Origin of the sequence: Mesorhizobium sp. C089B (assembly GCF_030323125.1) — a bacterium.
Lineage (GTDB): Bacteria > Pseudomonadota > Alphaproteobacteria > Rhizobiales > Rhizobiaceae > Mesorhizobium.
In genome coordinates, this window is record NZ_CP100469.1 from 5,597,410 (window position 1) to 5,617,288 (window position 19,879).

Here is a 19,879-nt window from a genome sequence, read left to right on the forward strand (position 1 = left end):
CGGCACAGAATACCAGCTTTGTGCGTTGGCTGGCGTCTGGGCCATCGTGTGAACATGCACGATCCTAAGGAGAGGGTAGCCGAGCGCGTCGCGATGCCGGCACGCGCCTGCTCGTCGCGCTGGCGCTAGTCGTTGCCCATAGCCAGCCGCAGGAGGTTCTTCTCGCCCAGGGCGGCGTCGGTGCGGCGCCCACTAATCCAGCTTCATCAGCGGCCCGTCGGTAGCAAAGCCGTCACTCGCTACGGCGCTATTGAGGGCGCGCTCGCGAGCGGCTTTGCGACGCCCAGCCAACACCTCGAGCGAGCTCGCCCGATGATGGTGGTGCACCGCGGTCGGATACGATGCTGGAGGAAATCGTTCGCAGCCGGTCTTCACGAACTGCGAGGAGTGCTCGTTCTTGAATGCTGGCTGCTGGCCGGACGCGGTGGCCTGAGTGGTCTGCCGACACGCCCGAAAGCCAACGCCACTACCACAAGGCCGCCAAGATGTCAGGTCTGAGAGCCAGCTTGGACGGTGGTATCGTGTTCGGGAAGGTCGTCGAAGGAGGCGTAGTTGAGATAGTAGAGTCTGGAATACAGGCCGCCCATGGCTATTAGCTCATCGTGGTTGCCAGTCGCAACAACTTGGCCATTCTGAAGCACGATGATGCGGTCGGCCCCCCGGACCGTGGCGAGACGGTGGGCGATGACGAGGCCAGTCCGCCCTTCAAGCAGCTTGATCAGAGCCTTCTGAATCTGCAATTCCGTGTAGCTGTCGATGTTGGCGGTAGCTTCGTCGAGCACGAGGATCTTGGCGTCAGCGACGAGGGCGCGGGCGAAACTGATAAGCTGGCGCTGGCCGAGAGATAAGTTGTCGCCGCGTTCGCCAAGTTGGGTCTCATACCCGTCGGCGAGGCTCATGACGAAGTCATGCGCGCCGACGGCCTTGGCCGCCTCGATCACCTTGTCGCGCGTGGCTTCCGTCTTCTGGTATCGAATGTTCTCGAAGACCGTCCCGGTGAACAGGAATGGCTCCTGCAGCACCATGGCGACCTGGCGGCCGAGCGATTCCTGGGTGAGGTCGCGTACATCATGTCCGCCGACCAGCACCTGACCCTGCTGAACATCATAGAAGCGGTGGACCAGGGCCATCGAACTCGATTTGCCAGAACCGCTCGGTCCGACTATTGCGACCGTCTCGCCCGGATTGACCTTGAACGAGACATTTTTCAGAACCGAACGGTTCGGATCGTAGCCGAAGGTGACGTCCCTAAACTCGACCGAGCCGTCCATTTCGGGCGAAAGCACCTCGGCATTGGGTTTGTCCTTAACATCGATCTTGACGTCGAGCACATCGGTCAGGCGCTTGCCTGAGGCCATGGCGCGCTGCATGACCGAATATTGCAGGGTGAGTGAGCGGATCGGGTCAAAGAAGCGCTGGATGTAAAATAGGTAGGCTACCAACACGCCCACATCTATACGGCTATTCATGACCATCGAGCCGCCGACCACAATAACGGCGGCCAAGGCGAGGCCGGTGATGCCATCGACGATGGGCACCATGACCAGTGCATATCTGGCAGCGATCAGGTGGGTCCTGAGGTTGGCATGGGCCCGATCGTCAAAAAGACTGAAATTCACCTGCTGGCGGTCCATTGACTGTATGGTCCGCACGCCGTGAATGGCTTCGGCCAGCGCGCCATTGACGACGGAATTGGTTTCGTGTGCAGCCATGAAGGCGTCGCGGGCACGCGGCAACCAGACAATGCGGACGATCACCAGGATCGGCAGAACCGATAGCGTCAGGAGGCCGAGGCGAAAGTCGAGCCACAGCATTACGAAAACGATGCCGAAGAGAAGCGCAACATCGCCTAGGGAATATACCGAGGTTTCCAGGAACTCCTGTATGGAGTTAACGTCGCCTTGCAGGCGCGACATCAGGCGTCCGACCTCGGTCTTGTCCATGAAAGAGAGCGAAACCTTTTGCAGATGGCCAAACATGGCGCGGCGGATGTCGAACAGGACAGTTTCGGCCATTTTCCCATCCAAGGCTTCCTGCATGTAGCCGGCGGCGAAATTGACCAAAATCGCCGAAAGGAACGCGCCGACGGCCGCAAGCTGGGCTGAGCGATCGGGCCTTGCCGGGTTCATGCCGAGGTCGATCGCGTAGCGGATGATCAAGGGGATGAGAAGCTGCGTCCCGGTGAAGATCAGCATCGCGACAATCGTGACAACTACCTTTGCCCGGTAGGGATGGACGAAGCCCCAGATGCGACGGAGGATGCTCTTGTCGAAAGCCCGGCCGAACATCTCCTCCTCGATCCGGTGCGAGCCGACGACCGCGCGCGGAGGGCGTCTCCCGTCGTCACGTTCGGCTTCGAGTTCGCCGCGGCCCTGGTCCATCAGCGGGCGCCCCCATCCTGGCTAATAATGCTATCACCCGGGCGCGTCTGGAGATCGTAAAGGGCCCTGTAGCGTCCCCGCTTCGCCAGAAGCTCTTCATGCGTGCCGCGTTCTACGATTTCGCCTTTATCGACAAAAAGGATTTGATCGGCATGCTTAAGCGCACTCAGCCGGTGCGCGATGATGATCGTCACCCGATCCTTTGCGAAGCGCCGCATCGCCGCGCGAATGCGCAGCTCGGTGCCGGCATCGATCGCGGCCATCGAGTCGTCGAAAATGATGACGGAGGGGCGCAGCATCATGGTGCGAGCAATCGTGAGACGCTGGCGCTGGCCGCCAGAGAGAGAAACGCCGCGTTCGCCCACGACCGTCTCATACCCTGCCGGGAGCCCGAGGATGTAGTCGTGGAGCTGGGCGGATTCTCCAGCGCGTTCAATTCGCTGTCTCTTCGCCCAGGGATCGCCATAAGCGATGTTGTTCTCGATCGTTGTGGTGAATAGGAACGCATCCTGCTGTACAACCGCGACCGCCTTGCGAAGGCTCTCGAGGGTGACATTGCGTACGTCCTGGCCGTCCAACGTGATGGCGCCACCGGTCACGTCGTAAAAGCGGGGGACCAGATGAGCCATCGTCGATTTGCCGGAACCCGGCGGACCGACGATCGCGATCGTCTCGCCTCTCCGAGCCTCAAAGCTGAGGTTCTTCAGAATGGCGCGGTTTTCGGCGTTGGGGTAGGCAAATGAGACATTGTGGAAGCGCAGAGTGCCGTCACTTATCTCAAGCGGTCTGGCCTCGAGAGCATCCCTGATTGTGATCTCCTGATCGAGGAGACCGAAAAGCCGCGAACCGCAGCTAGAAGCGCGGGCAAACGCATTGACCATGAGACCGATCTGGCGGACTGGCATTTGCAGCATGGTCATGAAGGTCAGGAAGGTCGCCATGGTTCCGACGCTGATCTCGCCAGCGACGAGCTTGTTGCCACCGATCCCAAGCACCAATCCCATTGCGAAAAAGTAGGACAAGGTCATCGCCGACGTGTTTGGTACGTAGATGTCAACGAGATCGTTGGCGAGGTCGAGCGCGTTCTTGGAAGCGCCGTCGAACTTCAGCATCTCATAGGATTGAGCCGCAAAAGCGCGGACCACACGGATACCTGCGAGATTTTCCTTCATCACGCGGCTTAGTACCGAAAGGCGCTCATAGAGGTCGAGCCAGGTGGCGCGCAGCCTAAGCTGTGTGGTCGATGAGCGCCAAGCGACAAAAGGCACGAAGCTGAGCGCGGCCAAGCCGAGCACGGGATCGGTCGAGATCATAATGTAAGCGCCAATCCCGATCAGCATCGCCAGCAGGAGCACCCGCATGAGCCCGGTGGAAAAATACATCCGCACGCCTTCGAGATCGAGCATTCCGGCGGTTATCAGATCGCCTGAATGGACCCGGTCGTGAAAGGAAAAGCTGAGACGCTGGATCTTGTCGTAGTAGGCGAGCCGCAATTCGTACGCGACATGATGCCCGACGGCTTCGGCAAAATAGTTCTGCGCCATCGTGAAAACGCCGCGTAGCGCGCTGACGGCGAGCAGCAGGAGAGCCGGGGCCCAGAGCGCTTGTCCTGCCGCGGCCCCCGCGGCACCGCCCCCGATAGCTGTCTGGGTCTGGTCGACAGCCCGGCCGAGAAGCTGGGGAATGAGCAACTGGAGGATTGCCGCCATGATCGTCGAGCCCATAGCGAGGGCAACCTGCCACGGATGGCGCAGATTCATACGCGTGATGCGCAACAGCGTATTCAAATCCCGGCCCCAGCGCGCCGCTTCAACATGGGTCAACGAATTCAGTGCGTTCGTTGCGCTGCTGACAGCATCACTGTTCACGGGTGTATTCCCGACTGCATTTTGCGCCTTCGAGGAAAGCCGAAGCAGACATCATCAAAGGCATCCGCCATTGTTAATCCCGTCCTCAACCTGCAGCCGTGCCCGTTCCCACAAGCCGAGCCGCCGCTTGACTTAGTGGCATGTCGATCACCGTGATTCCGCTTGCCGCAAGGAAACGCGCTTCGTTTCTGGTCAGGGTTTCGGCGTCCATTACGGTGCAATAGGGACCGCGGGAGCGCTTCATGATCTGTCTGGCGTAGGTGCGCAGCATCTGATCGTTGAAGCGGCAGCCAACGAAGAAAAATCCACGGGTGATGCGCCGTTCCTTCACAGCGTCTGGGATCGGTGTCTGGATATCAATTTCGGACAGGACTTCGACGTAGTCGGAATCTGCGACGAGAAAGTTTTGCGCGGGCGTAATACTCCCGTGAGGTGAATAGAGAACCGTCTTGGCCCCCAATCGGGGGTCGAGCTCCCTCCCGGACAAATCGTAGGTTTTCGTCCAAATGTTGCCGATTTCATTCGAGCGCGTGACGCCTTGTATCTCAACGACGTCCGTTCGGCCGGTCTCTACCAGAGCCGTGCGCATCGCGCTGTCATACCAGCTGTCGATGATGAGGGAGAGTGGCAGCCTTGCGAGCCAGGCGTGGAAGGGGGTCGGCCCCACCGGCGCTGCGAATATGTCGGTCATCCAAGCTTGAAGCGTCCGGCGATGCCGGCGCTGTTCGATGAACTGTGCAACCGACCACATATTGGTGCGGATCCTGGAAGGGGCTGGAGCCCGTGCATTGAGTGCCGCGGCAACAACCTCCGGGGTATGCGGCACAGGCGGTTCCACACAGTTCAACTCAAGAAGACCCGGACCGAGATAGGGGATCACCTCATCGGCGGCGAGCGCTTCCTTCGCCAGGTCAAGCAGCTTTTCAGCAAAACTGTCCCGCACAATGACGAGGTGGCCCGATGTCAGGATCGTGTTCATCTCGTTTCCTCGCGACGCACCTAGGGGCAGCATCAGCCCTCTTCGGAAATCTTCCTTGCCTCGACGGTGATCGGCAGACGCGTATCATGTGGGAGATCGGGTAGGAGGAGCCGCCACCCGTTCCTGAGCGTGACCGTTCCGCCCCACAACTCTTCCTTCTCCAGTTTGATGATCGGCTCTTCGAGGTCCTTTTTGGGGACATACGCCGACAAACCAGCATCGGTCCTGCGGATCATGACTTTCATCTGGCCGTCCCTTCATTGGTATTGCTTTCAGCACTGCAGGGCGCCTCGGCCTCGTCGAGGCTCATCAGTTCACGCGCTCGCATACCGACGACGGTGCCACGGTCGATCCACTCGACCGCATAGATGAAGAACTGCTGGAGAAAGGTGCCAATGTCGCGCACATATCCCTCGTCCCCCTTCCGCACGAGATTTTCGCCGATCTCCCTGCCAGGATAGGTGCCGTCATTCTTTATGTGGCGAGTGGCACGTACCCGCTCTCCCGGCATGAATCGTGGAGGCCTGCGGATTTCGATCTCCTCTTCGCGTCCGAGCGACATGTCCGTTCCCTGATTTCTCTTGCGGCTGAGATTGCGAACAAGGCGTTCCAGGCGTCCTGCGTAGGCAGCCCCCAACCATGTCGGCAGTCCAATGTCCGTTACGCAGGAACGCAGGTCTTCGGCACCGGACATACCGAGGCACATTGCTGCGCATCGAAGACCCCCTCGCATTCGGTGCACTTCTGTGACTCGATCACGTAGCTCTCGCCTTTGAACTTGATCGCGCCGGAAGGACATTCGAATTCGCAGGCGCCGCATTGGGTGCATTGGGATGCGATGATCTTGAAAGCCATTTTAACTCCTGGTCCGAATGAATGAGACAGCTCAGGCCGTCGCCGCGAGTGTGGGGGTCCCAGATGCGGCGATGTAGATCGCGCTGATTGCTGTCTCGATATAGTCATGGGCACAGGCGTCGGTGGCTCTGATTCCAGCCTCCGCGAGCTGATCCTGCGGGCAATTTCCAATCTTGGCGCACAGCACGATATCTATGCCTTGAAGCGCTGCGATGACGCCATCGAGGGCGGCTTCTGCGCCCCAGCCGCCAAGGCAATACTTGTCCACCTTCCGATGCCCGACGAAGCTGATCCCTTTCAGCGAGGCTTGATAAACCTGGAATTCCTTCGCATGGCCGAAATGCTCATTGACGCGGCCGCCGCCCTTGGTCGCCACCGCGAAGAGAAGGGACTTGCCGGGGCTCGCTGCCTTGACCAATCCGATCGCTTCTCTCCTAGCCTCGACGTGATCACGGCGCTCCTCCGCGACCAGCTCCCGATAGGCCTTGCGTTTGCTGGCATCGTAGGTGACCTCGCCGGGAATCCGGTCGACTGTGAATTCCTGGCCACGATCTTCTCCGAGCAGGCCCACGGCATCTGCCCGGCACTGCCGGCAGTGGCGCATCAACTGGGCGCCGTTTTCGACACGATCCTGAAGAGCCTTCATCTCCATTGCGTTTGGGCCGCGCTGCCCGCTCAGACCGTAGTGCGTGCCGTGGGCCGGGTCCGAAATCAGCGGCATAAGGTTGTGCAGGAACGCGCCTCGCTCCTTAATCCATCTATTCACCTCGATCAGATGCTCATCATTCACGCCCGGGATCACCACCGAGTTGATTTTGGTGAGGATGCCCCGCGCGGTCAGCATCTCCAGGCCCAACATCTGCCGCTGGTGCAGGATCCGGGTGGCTTCAATGCCGACGTAGCGGCGATGATCGTGAAAGATCCAAGGATAGATCTTTGCACCGACCTCAGGGTCGACCATGTTGATCGTGATCGTCACGTGATCGACATTCATGTCAGCAAGCTCATCGACATGGTCGGGCAGCGCCAGCCCATTCGTGGATATGCAAAACTTGATGTCTGGGATTTCCCTGGCGACCCTGGCGAAGGTCGCCTTCGTCTTCTTCCAGTCGTAGCAGGCGTCGCCCGGTCCGGCGATGCCGAGCACGGAAAGCTGCGGCACCTCATTGGCGACCGCGATCACCTTGCGTAGCGCCTGATCGGGCGTCAGCTTTTCAGAGGCTACCCCAGGCCGGCTTTCGTTGGCGCAGTCATATTTGCGATTGCAGTAGTTGCACTGGATGTTGCAGCCCGGCGCGACCGCGACGTGCATACGCGCGAAATAGTGATGCGCCTCTTCTGAAAAGCAGGGGTGATCCTTGATCTTCTCCCAGACAGCCGGATCCGTGTCGTCGGGCTTTGTCGACGAGCCGCAGGACGAAGACGCGCAGCCACCGGGTTTCATGGTGCCAAGCAACTGGTCACCGAATGTCGTGCTGAGGCTCTCAAGCGAAATTGCCGGTGCAGACATGAACGGCTCCGTTGCTGCGTGATGTCGCAGTTCAAAGCGCAAGAGCTATGCCAGTTCAAAGAGCTGTTTCGGTTCACGAATAGGCTTCTCGTGTCAGATTCCTTCGGATTGCTCCGACACACCTTTGTCGGGCTTACGACAGTGGACAAGCAAATAGGGTCGCGAGGCTAGCAGCCTCGGGCGCGCAGAGTGTGAGCGAGACCACTCCGGGCTGCTTACGCTCGTCATCGCGACGTCTGGAATTTCTTAACCTCGATACCATGCCGGCGCAGGGCGTAGCCGATTTCCAGGGCGTGAGGCCAAGGATACGAGCCGCCCTGGCAAAACCCAACCGGCTTGTCAATCGCGTCGATCAGCCACTAGCGTTCCGTCAGATGCGGGCGACAAGCGGCATGGTTCGGACGCCGGCCGTAAGGGGAGATACCTTGCTGCGGAGGCGCCGATGCGACTGGCCGGCAGCCGCAATCCGCTCGATCTGTTACAGCCTGTGGTATGAGGCGGCGAGTGCCTGATTGAGGTGCGTGGGTATTGCCGGCAGTGGCGGCAATCTCCGGCTCTCCTTCAGCGTCCAGACGACGACTTCTCCATCACCCGTCTGTAAAAACGTGGGCAGGACGTTCACGACAATTAGCCAGCGTATGGCGAGCGGAATCTCCAGCTCGCTTGGCGCGGTCAGCACCTTCACATATCGTCCCTGAGCGCGGTATCTGCTTAGGGCATGCGTGCGCCGGTCATCCGAATTTAAAGAGGATTCCGAAACCGCCGCGTGGATAGTTCCACTCGATCTCACCAGTCGTCCCGCACAAAATCCGGCAGGTGCCGCACTCCATGCAGCCGTCGGCAGTGATCTCCACTTGACCCTTGTCGTTCAACTCATAACATTTCGCCGGGCAGACGTGGGTCAGCGCGAGCAAATTCGCGCTCGGCTTCTGGTGCGGTCGCACTTTGATGTGCGGGCGGCCGGAATCCACCAAGTAGCGGTTCTGGTAAAGCTTGTCCTCGACACGTGACTTCGTCGCTGCGCTGGTCATTTCGTCTCCCCTCAGCGCCACGCCAATGCAAGGCGGACCGCGTCGCTGACCAGCCCCCAGCGCGAGCGCGCCTTGATGAAGGCCGCCGTGGTCGCCTTTTCCTTCTCGATCTTCGGCGTGCCGTCGACACGCATGAAGTTCTGCGCAGCTTGCGACATCAACCGCGGATAAGTCGTGAAATAATTGCATGAATTGGTGTGGAGCAAGGCCGGCATGTCTTTGTATTTCCTCAGGTCCTTGACCACGAAGGACTTGTCCAGCATGGCTTTGTAAAGGGCGAGATTCCGTTTGTTCATCGGACCGTTGCGGCTCTTGACCTCGACGATTGCCTCAGCCGCAATGCGGCCGGAGGTCATGGCGAGGTTCGAACCCTCGCGGTGAATGGCGTTGTTCAGTTGCGCGGCATCGCCGACCACGACCCAACCATCGCCAAAGAGCTGCGGAATAGCCTTGTAGCCGCCTTCGGGAATGAGGTGTGCGGAATATTCTTTCACTTCCGAGCCGGCGATCAGCGGCCGGATCGAAGGATGGCTCTTCAAGGCATCAAGGAGAACGTAGGGGCTCTCGACCATCGCGGCAAAATCGGAGACGAGGCAGCCAATGCCCAGTGAGATGGACTCCTTGTTGGTATAGAGGAAGCCGAGCCCGGCCATGCTGCGGGAGGTCGTGCCCACCGCCTCGATCACGCAGCCCTCATCGCCCTTTACGCCGAACCGCTGCTCAATGACCTCTTCGGGCAAGAAATGCATTTCCTTGACGGCGAGGGCCACGGTTTGCGGCTTTGGCATCTCGCGCAGGCCGGCTCGAGTGCCAAGCAGTCCGCAGACACCTTCTGCGAGAACGACCACGTCCGCGTAGATGGCTCCGCCCGCCCGGTCTGTGCGGACGCCGATCACCCTGTCATTGGCATCACGGATGAGTTCCGTCACGGTCGTCTCGCACAGAACGGTCGCGCCGGCCGCGCGCACCTTACGCGAAAACCATTTATCGAACTGGGCACGGATGATCGTGTATCGGTTGGGCTTCGCCTCATTGAAGTCGTCCGACCTATAGTGAATCCCTGTATGGGATGTGTCGTCCATCACCCAAAGCCGCTGTTCAACCAAATGCCGCTCGAGAGGCGCATCATCCCGGAAATCCGGGATGATCTTCTCCAGCATGTTCGCGTACATGATGGCACCCTGGACATTCTTGGAGCCCGGATATTCACCCCGCTCCAACTGCAGCACCTTCAGGCCATGGCTGGCCATGGTGTAAGCAGCTGCGTTTCCGGACATGCCTGCCCCAACAACAATGGCGTCGAAGTTTTCCTCGATCATGTCCATCCCCTTAGCTCGAAAGCTTATCGCGACTGTGGGGCGACAGCCGCCGGGTGAAGGCTTCCGTCAGTGCGGGCAGGAAGCGGATCGCGTCGGTGACGATTCCGAGGTGAGCGAAATCGAAAATCGGCGCGTTCGGGTCGGTGTTGATGGCCACGATGAGATCCGCCCCCTCCACGCCAACCCGATGCTGGACGGCGCCGGAAATCCCGGCCGCTATGTAAAGCTTCGGCCGGATCGTCTTGCCAGTTTGGCCGATCTGCCGATCAGCTGGCATCCAGCTCTTCTGGACCAACGGACGCGAACAGCCGTGCTCGGCGCCGATTGCTCGTGCGAGGTTCTTCACAAGCTGCAGGTTCTCCGCCGCGCCAAGACCAAGGCCTCCCGCAACCACGACGTCGGCATAGGCAAGGTTTGCCTTCGCCGACTGATTGTCCGGCAGGAAGCCGAGGACTTTGGTAGCGATCTCGTCCTCGGCAAGCGAAAGCTTGTGCCGGATGACACGCCCGACCGGTTTATCCGTCCGCTGCGGCATGGGCATGACCCTCGGCCGCACGGTCGCCATCTGCGGGCGGAAATTGAGCGTATAGATCGTGCACAACAAGGAACCGCCGAAAGTCGGACGCGTGGCGGCGAGCGAACTGTCGGTATCCACATCGAGTTCGGTGCAGTCGGCCGTGAGCCCCGTCTGCAAGGTCGTCGCCACGGAGCCGGCAAGATCCCTGCCCAGTGTGGTGGCACCGAGAAGAAGGATTTCGGGTTTGTGGGTATCGACCAGATCCGTCAGCGCCTTGGTGAAAGGTTCATTCCGATAGTCGGCGAGCAGGGGCGCCTCGGCGATGTAGACAAGGTCAGCGCCATACGCGAATGCTTCGGCAACGGCGTTCCCGACGGCCTCTCCCGGCGGTCCAAGCACGACGCCTGCAAGCTGGACCTGAAGCTTGTCTGCTAAGTTGCGGCCTTCGCCGAGCAGTTCGAATGATACCGGATGGACCTCGCCACGTTCGAGCTCGATGAAAACCCAAACGTGCCGATAGTCCTTGAAATGGGCGGGCAACTCCTTCTTTATGCCGGCGCGGCCGGCGGCAGGGCGAGGGGTTTCTCCGTTCGCGGTCGACATCGTTTTGCTCCTTGCCGTCACGCGCCGCCGTTAAAGGCGAGCTCTTGTTCCAGCGCCGGCTGGCGGGTGAAGATTGCGGTGATGAGTTCGTCAGCGACATCGCGCAAGGCCTTCTCGGCGGTGTCGATTTGTGCCGCCTTTTCAGCTCGAGCAGGAGGGGCGAAAACACGTTTGACGACGGTCGGTGAACCGCGCAGGCCGCATTTGGTGAGATCCTCAATGCCGGCGTCGGCCGCGCTCCATTTCAAGACCTGGCTGCGCGCGGCGCACAAGGCGTCCTGGATCGAGCCCCGGCGGATCTCGTTTGTGCCTTCCAGCATGGTGATGAGGCAAGGGAGCCTGCTCTTCAGCATCTGTGTGCCGCCTTCGGAACGGCGCTCGACCTTGATCTCGCGTGCAGCAAGGTCGACAGAAGGGATCTTCGCGACATAGGTCAGTTGCAGGAGTCCGAGGCGCTTGGCGATGCCGGGCCCGACCTGGGCGGTGTCGCCATCGATCGTCTGCTTGCCGGTGAAGACGAGGTCTGGCGTGCCGAACGTCTCGCCAATCTTCGCGATTGCCTGGGAAAGGGCGAACGAGGTTGCCAGCGTGTCGGAGCCGGCAAAATAGCGGTCGGTCAAGAGCACCGCTCGGTCGGCGCCGTAACCGAGCGCCTTGCGCAGCGCGTCCTCTGCCATGGGCGGACCCATGGTGAGCACAGTGACTTCGCCGCCATGTGCGTCGCGCAGTCTGAGCGCTTCTTCGAGGGCGAACAGGTCGTAAGGGTTGATGATGGTCGGAACACCCTGGCGCATGATCGTGTTCGTGACCGGATGGACCCTTATCTGTGCCGAGTCCGGCACCTGCTTGATGCAGATTACGATGTGCATTGGCGGTTTCTCTAGGCTCGTGTCCGGGTCCGGCATTGCGGTTATCTCCTTTGTCCGCATTATTCGTGCCAAGTCTCTTGCGCTCCCCCTTTCCTACAACTTCGGCTGGTTGCTTCTGACGGCGCTGTGGTGATGACCGGATTTGGCGGCTGCTCGACATTGTCGCGTCGCACCCTTGTCGCCGATCATTCCCGTCCGAACCGCTTCAGTACCGAGTCGAACGGAACAAAGGTGTGACCCGGCGCGGCAGGTTTGTTCGGATCGTGGTCCTTGAGCACCTTGAAAATCCGATGCGTGAGCGGCGAGGAAATCGCAAAGTCCTCGTAAGCTCGTTCGAGCGTTGCGCGCACCCTCGCGGCAATCACCTGGTCGGGCAGACCGGAGAAATCTTCTTCGGCGAGGTATTGGCCCACACGCTTCAGGATATGGAGCCGCGAGACATTCAGTACCTTCGGGTCATAGGCGACGCCTAGGACTGAAAAGAATTCCTCTGCAGCCGACAAGCGCTTCAGTCGTGCGAGGATGTCGGTGACATCCATGGGGCGGCTGTCAGCGGAACAATTCATTGCATTCTTCCTGGTCGCAAAACTGTGGCCTCTGTGCGCTCGCGCACGGCTGACTTGGACCCGCACAGCTCGATGAGGGATGCCTCGCTGCACATTCCATCGTAGAGCTCGACCAGTCGAGTTGCAGTGACGGTCGATTTGGTCTCGGCCGCCTCGCGTCGGACGCGGGCCACCATCGCGGCTGCCAGATCCGGGTCTAGATCGCGACCGCTTTCGCTCAGCACATGGGCAATCGCAGTGGCGCCGGAATGCTTGCCGATGACGATCCGCCGGCAGCGGCCCACGAGAGTCGGATCGAGCCCCTGATAAGTACGCGAGTCCTTCAGCAGCCCTGCGACGTGAATGCCGGATTCGTGGGTGAAAACATCGGCGCCGACGACCGGCTTAGTGGCTGCGGTCTGCCGGCGGGCGGCCCAAGCCACCTGGGCGGCGAGGCCGGGCAATGCGGTCAGCTCAATGCCGGTGTCTGCGCCGTCGAAGACTGCCATTGCGGCGGCCACCTCCTCCAGCGCGGCATTGCCCGCACGCTCGCCGAGCCCCAGGACGGTGACGGAGGCATGGCGCGCGCCTGCGCGGATCGCCGCCAGCGTGTTGGCGCCAGCAAGTCCGAGATCGTTGTGCGCATGAAATTCAAGGTCGATTGGAGACTGCACCACGAGCTGGGCGACAAGTTCGAAGGTCGAAAACGGGTCGAGAACACCGACTGTGTCGGCCAGCCTCACGCGGCTTGCGCCGGCGCGTGCGGCCGTCTCGATGACGCGGGCGAGATGATCCCGATTGGCCCGCGAGGCATCCTCGCAGCCCACCGCGACGAAGAAGCCGGCGGCGGCGGCGCGCCTGACCATATGATCGATGACCTGGAGCGCTCCCGCCTTGTCGAGGCCGAGCTTGGCGGCAAGTTGGATGTCCGACGCAGGCAGCGACAAATTGACGGCGTGAACGCCGCTCTCGATCGCTGCATCGAGATCCAACGACGTCATCCGGCACCAGGCCATGAGCCGAACCGGAAGACGCCGCGCTACCACGGCGCGAATTGTTTCGATCTCGTCGACGCCCATGACCGGCGTGCCGATCTCGATCTCTGTCACGCCGGCCGCCGCAAGAGACTCAGCGATCTCCAGCTTTTCCGTCGTGGTAAAGGCGACGCCCGGTGCCTGCTCGCCATCGCGCAAGGTCGTATCGTTGAGGGAGACATGACGGGGCATGACCGGTAGCCTGTTCTTCTGCCGCTCACGCATAGACCGGATTACCCGGCCCAGAACCGGAAAAGCTGCGCAGCTTCCCCACGATTCCCGGCATGACCTCGAGCACCCGGTCGATATCCTCTTCGCTGTTGTCCCGCGCCAAGGAGAAGCGGACTGCCGCGTGTGGCGTTTTCATCGCGCTTAGGACATGGCTTGGTTCCAGAGAGCCGGAGGTGCAGGCCGAGCCAGAGGAACACGCGATGCCAATGCGGCTGAGGAGAAGTGGAATTCCATCACTTTCGACATGTTCGAAGGAGATGTTTGCGGTGTTGGGCAACCGTTGCAAGGGATCACCAGTGACACAGGTGCTTGGGATGCGCTGGAGGATCCCGCCCTCCAGGCGATCGCGGAGCGACTTTACCCGTGTGGTCTCGTCGTCCATGAATTTCAAGGCGAGTTCGGCCGCCGTGCCGAGCCCGGCTATGCCGGGCGTATTCTCGGTGCCAGCACGCCGGTTGTGTTCTTGGTGACCCCCCTTGATCAGCGAATGGAAATCGACGCCACGTTTTACGAAAAGCGCACCGATCCCTTTCGGCCCGTGCAGCTTGTGGCCGGAGAGCGACAGCATGTCGATTGCGGTCGACTTCAGGTCCATCGGAAGCTTGCCGACCGCCTGCACAGCATCGGTATGGAATAGGGCGCCCACTTCCTTGGCCAGCTCGGAAAGCCTTGCCACGGGGAAGATCACACCAGTCTCGTTGTTCGCCCACATTATTGATACGATTGCAACCTGTGGGTGAGGGCGGCCATATAGGCGTCGAGATCGAGCCGACCACGGCAATCCACCGGGATCCTGTGCACCTTGAGGCGGCGGGTCTTCTCAAGATGCGCGCAGAGCGTCAGCACGGCGGGATGCTCGACCGCGGACGTCACGATCTCGGTTCGGTTGGGCGCCGCCTCGAGCGCTGAAAGAAGCGCTGCATTGTCGCTTTCTGTCCCACCCGAGGTGAAAGTGATCTCATCCTCGAACTCCGCGCCGATCAGCGCTTGCAACTGCCTCCGCGCCTTTCTCACCGCCGCACTGACTGAGGCGCCAAGAGCGTGTGCCGACGAAGGGTTGCCGAATTGATCCCTAAAGAACGGCAACATCGCTTGCACGACCTCAGGATCGACCCGTGTGGTTGCGTTGTTGTCGAGGTAGACAGGCTTCATAGGTGCGATCCTCAGTTAAACAGAATGACGCGAGCGCTAGACCGACTCGTTGAGCCTCTGGCGCATGCCGTTGATGATCATTTGAACTGGCAGCGCGCGCAGGCGCCCGGAGTGTTTGACGTAAACCGGATCTCCGTCGATATGGACATGTTCGCAGTGGCCGTAGGTCAGCCCGCAGGTAAGGACGCCCGAACGCGATAACGCTACCGATGAGCCGAATTTGGCGCAGCGGCGCGATTTGTCCGCAAGCAGCTCGGGTGCCACCAGGAACCGAGCTGCTTCGGGAGGCGACGTTCTTTGAATCCTACTGGGAGCGAATGGCGGTCCCGAGATCGGCTTTGACCTTGTCTTGTTTTTTAGGACGGGGACATCTGTTGTGCCGGCCATATAAGTCTCCTCTGCCGCAAAATCACTCTTTCGGCCGCACAGGCGCTTCGGGCGTTTAACTGAAGGACTTACCGCAGCCGCACTTTTCGCGCGCATTGGGGTTATCGAAGACAAAACCGGAAGATTGGAGCCCGGTGAGGAAGTCGACGGTCATGCCGGCTACATGGGGTTGGGAGCCCGCGTCCACGAACAGCTTGACCCCATCTGTGTCAGTGATCGCGTCGCCCTCGCGCGACACGCTCTCCAGGCCCATTAAGTATTTGAAGCCGGCGCAGCCGCCGGCCTCGACCATAATGCGAAAGCCGTCCGCCGGCTCGCTGGCGCGGGAAAGAGCAGTCTTGAAGGCGGCAACAGCGTTGTCGGTGAGCGTAATCATGGCTCCATTCTCCTCAGTCCGGGACCTGCTTGCCCATCACGTCGCATGCACCGTGCCAAAGCCAAAAAACGTTTCAACACAGCGCCGCATCTCTCACACTGGTGCTTCTTGTGAGTGCATTGCTGAGAAGGTGTCGGTCAATCGACACGTGCTGTCGGGTTTGTCGGGTCAGCCACGAGGGATGTTGGGCCTGAGTTCTTGGTTGAACTCACATCTCCAAATACAGAACTTCTTCTGAGCTTGCTCGGCGCAATTGGCACGGTTTTTGAAGCTCCGTTTGGCGAGACGGCAAGAGCATGCCGATCCACAATCATGCGATAGGTGCCATCGCGATGGATGGGGCGAAGCAGGGGACCAACATGTCAGGACCGTGGTCAGATACGCGTTGTTTGGCAAAGCAGCGCCGCCCATGGCATCCGAATGCCCGCTTGGCCGATTGCGACAACATCCACACTGGCTCACCACCGCCCAGTAGCCGCCGACCGGCTCGATGGCATGCCATCGGCATGTGGCTGCTCTCTGATTTTCGCACGGGTGCGACGCCGTGCGCACGCTGTCCAGCGACACCTTGTTCATGGGCCAGCAGCAGATCAGGATCGAGCATTTCGGCGCGCCTTATCGGCTGAAGATTCCCGGGCAGGGCAGATGATCCTCACACGTCGTAGAAACAGGGGTAAGCATGGACCAACGCGAGAAACCGTCGCCCGACGAAATCCGGCGGGCGTGCAAAGACAATCCGAAGATCCGGGAGCATGATCTCGCCGCTCGATTGGGCATTTCGGAAGCCGAGTTGGTCGCGGCGCATTGTGGTCACGGCGCGGTGCGCATCGAGCCGCGCGTCGATGATCTGCTGACCGGCCTCGAAGCGGTCGGCGAGGTGATGGCGGTCACCAGCAACGAAAGTGCCGTGCACCAAAAGATTGGCGTTTACGGCAAAGTGGTCACCGGCAACATGCATGCCATACTGCTCGGCGACGAGATCGACCTGCGCATCTTCCCGAAAGCGTGGGCGTATGGCTTCGCCGTCGAGAAGCGCGAGGGAGCCGAGATCCGCCGCAGCCTTCAATTCTTTGATGCCACCGGCGAGGCGATGCACAAAGCTCATCTCACGCCCGCCTCGAACCTGCAGGCCTATCAGGATCTGACGGCAGAGCTTGTATCCTCCGACCAGGAGCCGATCATATCGCTCGAGGCGAGCGGGGCGCGCGATAACGCAGTGAGTCCAGACCACGCCACCACGGTCGACGACCTACGCGAGCACTGGGGCCGGCTAAGCGACGTGCATCAGTTCTACCATATGTTGAAGACACTGAAGCTCAGCCGCTGCCAGGCGATGCGTATGGCCGACGAGGATGACGCCTGGGCACTCGACAATGATGCCATTGGCGCCCTGTTCCAACAGGCGGCCGAAGACGAGATGCCGATCATGTGCTTTGTCGGCAATCGTGGTTGCATTCAGATCCATTCCGGCCCGATCAGGTCAGTCAAGCAGATCGGGCCGCGGATCAATGTGCTCGAAGAGACCTTCCATCTGCATCTTAGGACCCATCTCATCCGCGAGGTCTGGGCCGTGCGCAAGCCGACGAGGGATGGTCACGTCACGTCCATTGAAGCTTATGGCGCGGACGGCAAGATGATCATCCAGTTCTTCGGCACGCGCAAGGAAGGCGAACGCGAGGGCAGCGACTGGCGGTTTCTGGCCGAGAGTCTGCCACGCGTTCCCGGTCCGACCTCCAGGGGTGTGTTGACTGCCGACAGGTCCTCGGATTGAACCGACCGCGATAGGACTCAGCACCACGTTCCGACAGCGGCTCGCGAGCAAATTTAGGTCCATGAGCGGAAAGGACTGCCGTCGTAGCGCATGCGCATGGTCAGGTGATGCACGCCGGAATGGACCGCATCTATACAGTCAAGCTGGTGGCCGGCCGGACCGGTGCGCACGAGTGCATCGCCGTCTGACCGAAAAGCCTTGCAGCGCCTCCGATAAAACGCATACGCCATCAGCGCCGAACCGAAGCGCGGCTTGACCTTTTTGATACTCGCGCAAGCGCCGTCGGGTCTTCTCGGACCGCACCCGATCCTTGCGCTGGATCGCGTCGTTGCTCAATCCGGGCCGTGCGGGCGATCTACTCGCTCGTCGACCGGCAGGCTGTGCAGCAACAGCCAAGCCGAACAGCCCGATGTCGCGGGCTCGACAAAACCGACCACGGATGTCGGTTGTCGGACGTTGTCACAAGAATGATGGACAGGTGATCATCAGCGGCGGGCCCAGCGCAGGCTGGCATTGCTTGGTGCAGCGCCATGGCTACCCCTATCCGGCACGCGACTTGCTTCGACAATTTGATCAGCAGGGCAGAGGTGATTGACCAGTCTCTCAACCCTAACGGGGATAAGCGGCCGCTTTGCTTCATGACCGGAGCGCGGCGGTGATGCCCCTCTGATCGACTTCGCAACCCATCTCATCCGCGGGTGCAGGTGGGCTGTATCAGGCGACAGAATCTAGAAGGCGCCCGACAAGAGACGTGCCCATGCTGGAAATCGACTTTATGAACTGCGGTGCAATCTCAATCGAGCCATGAACGCCAATGTAGAGAAACAAAATGGCGACCAACCCCGTTCCAGATCATGTCCCGCCCGAAATGGTGAGGGATTTCAGCCTGTTTACATCGCCAGGGATGCCACCAACACCCAACGGGGATCCACACGCAGCTGTCGCTTGCGTACATGACGGGCCTCCGATCTTTTACTCCCGCTACAACACGCAAGATGGCCGGGGTACCTGGGTCATCACCCGTGCCGCGGACCAGCGGAAGGTGCTGCAGGACGCAGAGACTTTTTCCAGCCATCGCAGCATCTTCTCCTCGATTCTGGGTGAAAACTGGCCGACGATCCCGCTTGAGCTCGATCCACCGGCCCATGGCCTGTTTCGCTCACTGCTCAATCCGCTGCTTTCGCCAAAGCGGGTGTTGGCTTTGGAACCGGCTGTCCGCGACCGGGCGGTCGAGCTGATCGAAAGGATCGCCGCGTCGGGAACAAGCTGCGAGGTGATGAAGGATTTTGCCTTTCCTTTCGCGGTGAGCACCTTTCTTCGCTTTCTGGGGTTGCCTGATGACCGACTCGATACATTCGTTGGCTGGGGGAAAGATCTGCTCCACGGCGACGATAGGGAACGACCTGTGGCTGCCCGGACGATCGTGGCATTCATCGACGAACTTGCAGCCATGCGCCGCGACGAGGCGGTTGACGATTTCATGACCTTTATCGTGCAGGCACAGGTCGAGGGCCGCCGGCTGACGGACACCCAAGTCCGCGGCATCGGCGTGCTTGTCTTCGTCGCTGGGCTTGACACGGTCGCAGCAGCTATAGGCTTTGACTTGGCGTACCTCGCACGCAACCGCAAAGATCAGCAATTGCTGCGGAGCGAACCGGACCGCATCCCGCTCGCAACCGAAGAATTGCTGCGGGCCTATCCGCCCATTCAGTTGATCCGCGTGGCCACGAAAGATATCGACTTCGAAGGCGCGCCGATCCGGAAGGGGGACTATGTTTCCTGCGCCACGATGATTGCCAATCGTGACCCGGCGGAATTCGAATGCCCCAACACGATTGATTTGGAGCGGGAGGACAACCGCCACGCAGCGTTTGGCTATGGTCCCCACCGTTGCCTTGGCTCACACCTTGCCCGGCGGGAGATTGTCATTGGCCTGGAGGAGTGGCTGGCGCGCATCCCGGCTTTCAGGATCAAGCAGGGTACGGCGCCGATAACTTCTGGCGGCCATGTGTTCGGGATCGAAAATTTGATCCTGGACTGGTCTTAGGCCCGCCCCGAGCCGGGCACAGACAATGGAGGCAGCGCCATGCGCATCATCGTCCAAAGGGCCAAATGCCAGGGCCACGCGCGATGCGCGGCGCAAGCGCCGGACATCTTCAAACTCGATAATGACGGTTACATCCTGCCTGGTGACATTGAAGTTGCGGAAGGGGAGGAACTGCCTGCATCACGAGGCGCGCGATCCTGTCCTGAACGTGCGCTGGAACTCACCCGCTGCGCGTTTTGAATCGGCCTCATTCAACCGTGAGTCTGGCGGCTTGAACCATGTGGCCGCACTCAGCACGCGACCTCTGTCCCGCACGGTTCACGTCCAACTCTGCAGGGGCATTTCCGGCGCCAGTGTTCCCCGTGAGGCGCAAACGGCAGGGCAGGGGTTCGCGAACAACTCTT

General features: G+C 60.4%; 21 protein-coding genes and 1 pseudogene. 5 read left to right on the plus strand and 17 right to left on the minus strand.

The window, feature by feature from the left end; all coding sequences use genetic code 11:
• Window positions 1-488: 488 nt before the first annotated feature.
• The 12 genes from NLY44_RS27510 to NLY44_RS27565 form a co-directional block, all read right to left on the minus strand.
• On the minus strand, window positions 489-2,381 hold the full coding sequence (locus NLY44_RS27510; RefSeq protein WP_023806346.1) for an ABC transporter ATP-binding protein: 1,893 nt from the start codon (window positions 2,379-2,381) through the stop codon (window positions 489-491).
• A complete protein-coding gene (locus tag NLY44_RS27515; protein WP_023806345.1) occupies window positions 2,381-4,249 on the minus strand; it encodes an ABC transporter ATP-binding protein in 1,869 nt (622 codons plus the stop codon). Before NLY44_RS27515 ends, NLY44_RS27510 begins: the two co-directional genes overlap by 1 nt.
• A gap of 85 nt (window positions 4,250-4,334) precedes the next feature.
• Window positions 4,335-5,228 (minus strand): SIR2 family NAD-dependent protein deacylase, encoded by an 894-nt coding sequence (locus NLY44_RS27520; RefSeq protein ID WP_023806344.1) that lies wholly within the window; start codon window positions 5,226-5,228, stop codon window positions 4,335-4,337.
• Between the two features lie 32 nt (window positions 5,229-5,260).
• Window positions 5,261-5,473, minus strand: coding sequence for a putative nitrogen fixation protein NifT (gene nifT / locus NLY44_RS27525; RefSeq protein WP_023672220.1), 213 nt, complete (start codon window positions 5,471-5,473; stop codon window positions 5,261-5,263).
• On the minus strand, window positions 5,470-5,790 hold the full coding sequence (locus tag NLY44_RS27530) for a nitrogen fixation protein NifZ (RefSeq protein ID WP_023672219.1): 321 nt from the start codon (window positions 5,788-5,790) through the stop codon (window positions 5,470-5,472). The genes nifT and NLY44_RS27530 overlap by 4 nt, the downstream gene beginning before the upstream one ends.
• 98 nt (window positions 5,791-5,888) lie before the next feature.
• Entirely contained in the window at window positions 5,889-6,083 is a 195-nt protein-coding gene (locus NLY44_RS27535; RefSeq protein WP_023672218.1) for a 4Fe-4S dicluster domain-containing protein, read from the minus strand.
• A gap of 31 nt (window positions 6,084-6,114) precedes the next feature.
• Window positions 6,115-7,593 carry a nitrogenase cofactor biosynthesis protein NifB gene (gene nifB / locus NLY44_RS27540; RefSeq protein WP_023806343.1) on the minus strand — a complete coding sequence of 493 codons (1,479 nt, stop codon included), beginning with the start codon at window positions 7,591-7,593 and terminating at the stop codon, window positions 6,115-6,117.
• Window positions 7,594-8,071: 478 nt separating this feature from the next.
• On the minus strand, window positions 8,072-8,278 hold the full coding sequence (locus NLY44_RS27545) for a hypothetical protein (protein ID WP_023806341.1): 207 nt from the start codon (window positions 8,276-8,278) through the stop codon (window positions 8,072-8,074).
• 46 nt (window positions 8,279-8,324) lie between these two features.
• Complete coding sequence (locus NLY44_RS27550) at window positions 8,325-8,624, minus strand: ferredoxin family protein (RefSeq protein ID WP_023806340.1); 300 nt, start codon at window positions 8,622-8,624, stop codon at window positions 8,325-8,327.
• An 11-nt stretch (window positions 8,625-8,635) separates the two neighbouring features.
• Window positions 8,636-9,943 carry an FAD-binding protein gene (locus NLY44_RS27555; RefSeq protein ID WP_023712672.1) on the minus strand — a complete coding sequence of 436 codons (1,308 nt, stop codon included), beginning with the start codon at window positions 9,941-9,943 and terminating at the stop codon, window positions 8,636-8,638.
• Between the two features lie 10 nt (window positions 9,944-9,953).
• Window positions 9,954-11,063, minus strand: coding sequence for an electron transfer flavoprotein subunit alpha/FixB family protein (locus NLY44_RS27560; protein WP_023685019.1), 1,110 nt, complete (start codon window positions 11,061-11,063; stop codon window positions 9,954-9,956).
• A 17-nt stretch (window positions 11,064-11,080) separates the two neighbouring features.
• Window positions 11,081-11,932 carry an electron transfer flavoprotein subunit beta/FixA family protein gene (locus NLY44_RS27565; RefSeq protein ID WP_023806339.1) on the minus strand — a complete coding sequence of 284 codons (852 nt, stop codon included), beginning with the start codon at window positions 11,930-11,932 and terminating at the stop codon, window positions 11,081-11,083.
• On the opposite strand from NLY44_RS27565, the gene NLY44_RS27570 reads away from it, so the two are divergent.
• Complete coding sequence (locus NLY44_RS27570; protein WP_198029010.1) at window positions 11,856-12,065, plus strand: hypothetical protein; 210 nt, start codon at window positions 11,856-11,858, stop codon at window positions 12,063-12,065. The two genes, NLY44_RS27565 and NLY44_RS27570, sit on opposite strands and share 77 nt — an antisense overlap.
• A gap of 52 nt (window positions 12,066-12,117) precedes the next feature.
• On the opposite strand, the gene nifW is transcribed toward NLY44_RS27570, so the two are convergent.
• The 5 genes and pseudogenes from nifW to NLY44_RS27595 all read right to left on the minus strand — a co-directional run bounded on the left by nifW (window position 12,118) and on the right by NLY44_RS27595 (window position 15,657).
• A complete protein-coding gene (gene nifW / locus NLY44_RS27575; RefSeq protein WP_023806338.1) occupies window positions 12,118-12,498 on the minus strand; it encodes a nitrogenase stabilizing/protective protein NifW in 381 nt (126 codons plus the stop codon).
• Entirely contained in the window at window positions 12,495-13,703 is a 1,209-nt protein-coding gene (gene nifV / locus NLY44_RS27580) for a homocitrate synthase (protein ID WP_023806337.1), read from the minus strand. Before nifV ends, nifW begins: the two co-directional genes overlap by 4 nt.
• Window positions 13,704-13,728: 25 nt before the next feature.
• Window positions 13,729-14,894: pseudogene (nifS, locus tag NLY44_RS27585) on the minus strand (cysteine desulfurase NifS).
• Between the two features lie 36 nt (window positions 14,895-14,930).
• Complete coding sequence (locus NLY44_RS27590; RefSeq protein ID WP_155921674.1) at window positions 14,931-15,281, minus strand: hypothetical protein; 351 nt, start codon at window positions 15,279-15,281, stop codon at window positions 14,931-14,933.
• A gap of 55 nt (window positions 15,282-15,336) precedes the next feature.
• Window positions 15,337-15,657, minus strand: coding sequence for a HesB/IscA family protein (locus tag NLY44_RS27595; RefSeq protein WP_023698282.1), 321 nt, complete (start codon window positions 15,655-15,657; stop codon window positions 15,337-15,339).
• 544 nt (window positions 15,658-16,201) lie between these two features.
• Between NLY44_RS27595 and hemP the strand changes: the two genes are divergently transcribed.
• From hemP to NLY44_RS27620, 4 genes are all read left to right on the plus strand, one after another.
• Window positions 16,202-16,306: a hemin uptake protein HemP gene (gene hemP / locus NLY44_RS27600; protein ID WP_023685012.1), complete on the plus strand. Its 105-nt coding sequence runs from the start codon at window positions 16,202-16,204 to the stop codon at window positions 16,304-16,306.
• A 30-nt stretch (window positions 16,307-16,336) separates the two neighbouring features.
• Entirely contained in the window at window positions 16,337-17,428 is a 1,092-nt protein-coding gene (locus tag NLY44_RS27605; protein ID WP_023806335.1) for a hemin-degrading factor, read from the plus strand.
• Between the two features lie 829 nt (window positions 17,429-18,257).
• Complete coding sequence (locus NLY44_RS27615) at window positions 18,258-19,475, plus strand: cytochrome P450 (RefSeq protein ID WP_023806334.1); 1,218 nt, start codon at window positions 18,258-18,260, stop codon at window positions 19,473-19,475.
• Between the two features lie 39 nt (window positions 19,476-19,514).
• Window positions 19,515-19,715 (plus strand): ferredoxin, encoded by a 201-nt coding sequence (locus NLY44_RS27620; protein ID WP_081727483.1) that lies wholly within the window; start codon window positions 19,515-19,517, stop codon window positions 19,713-19,715.
• The last annotated feature ends 164 nt before the right edge of the window (window positions 19,716-19,879 follow it).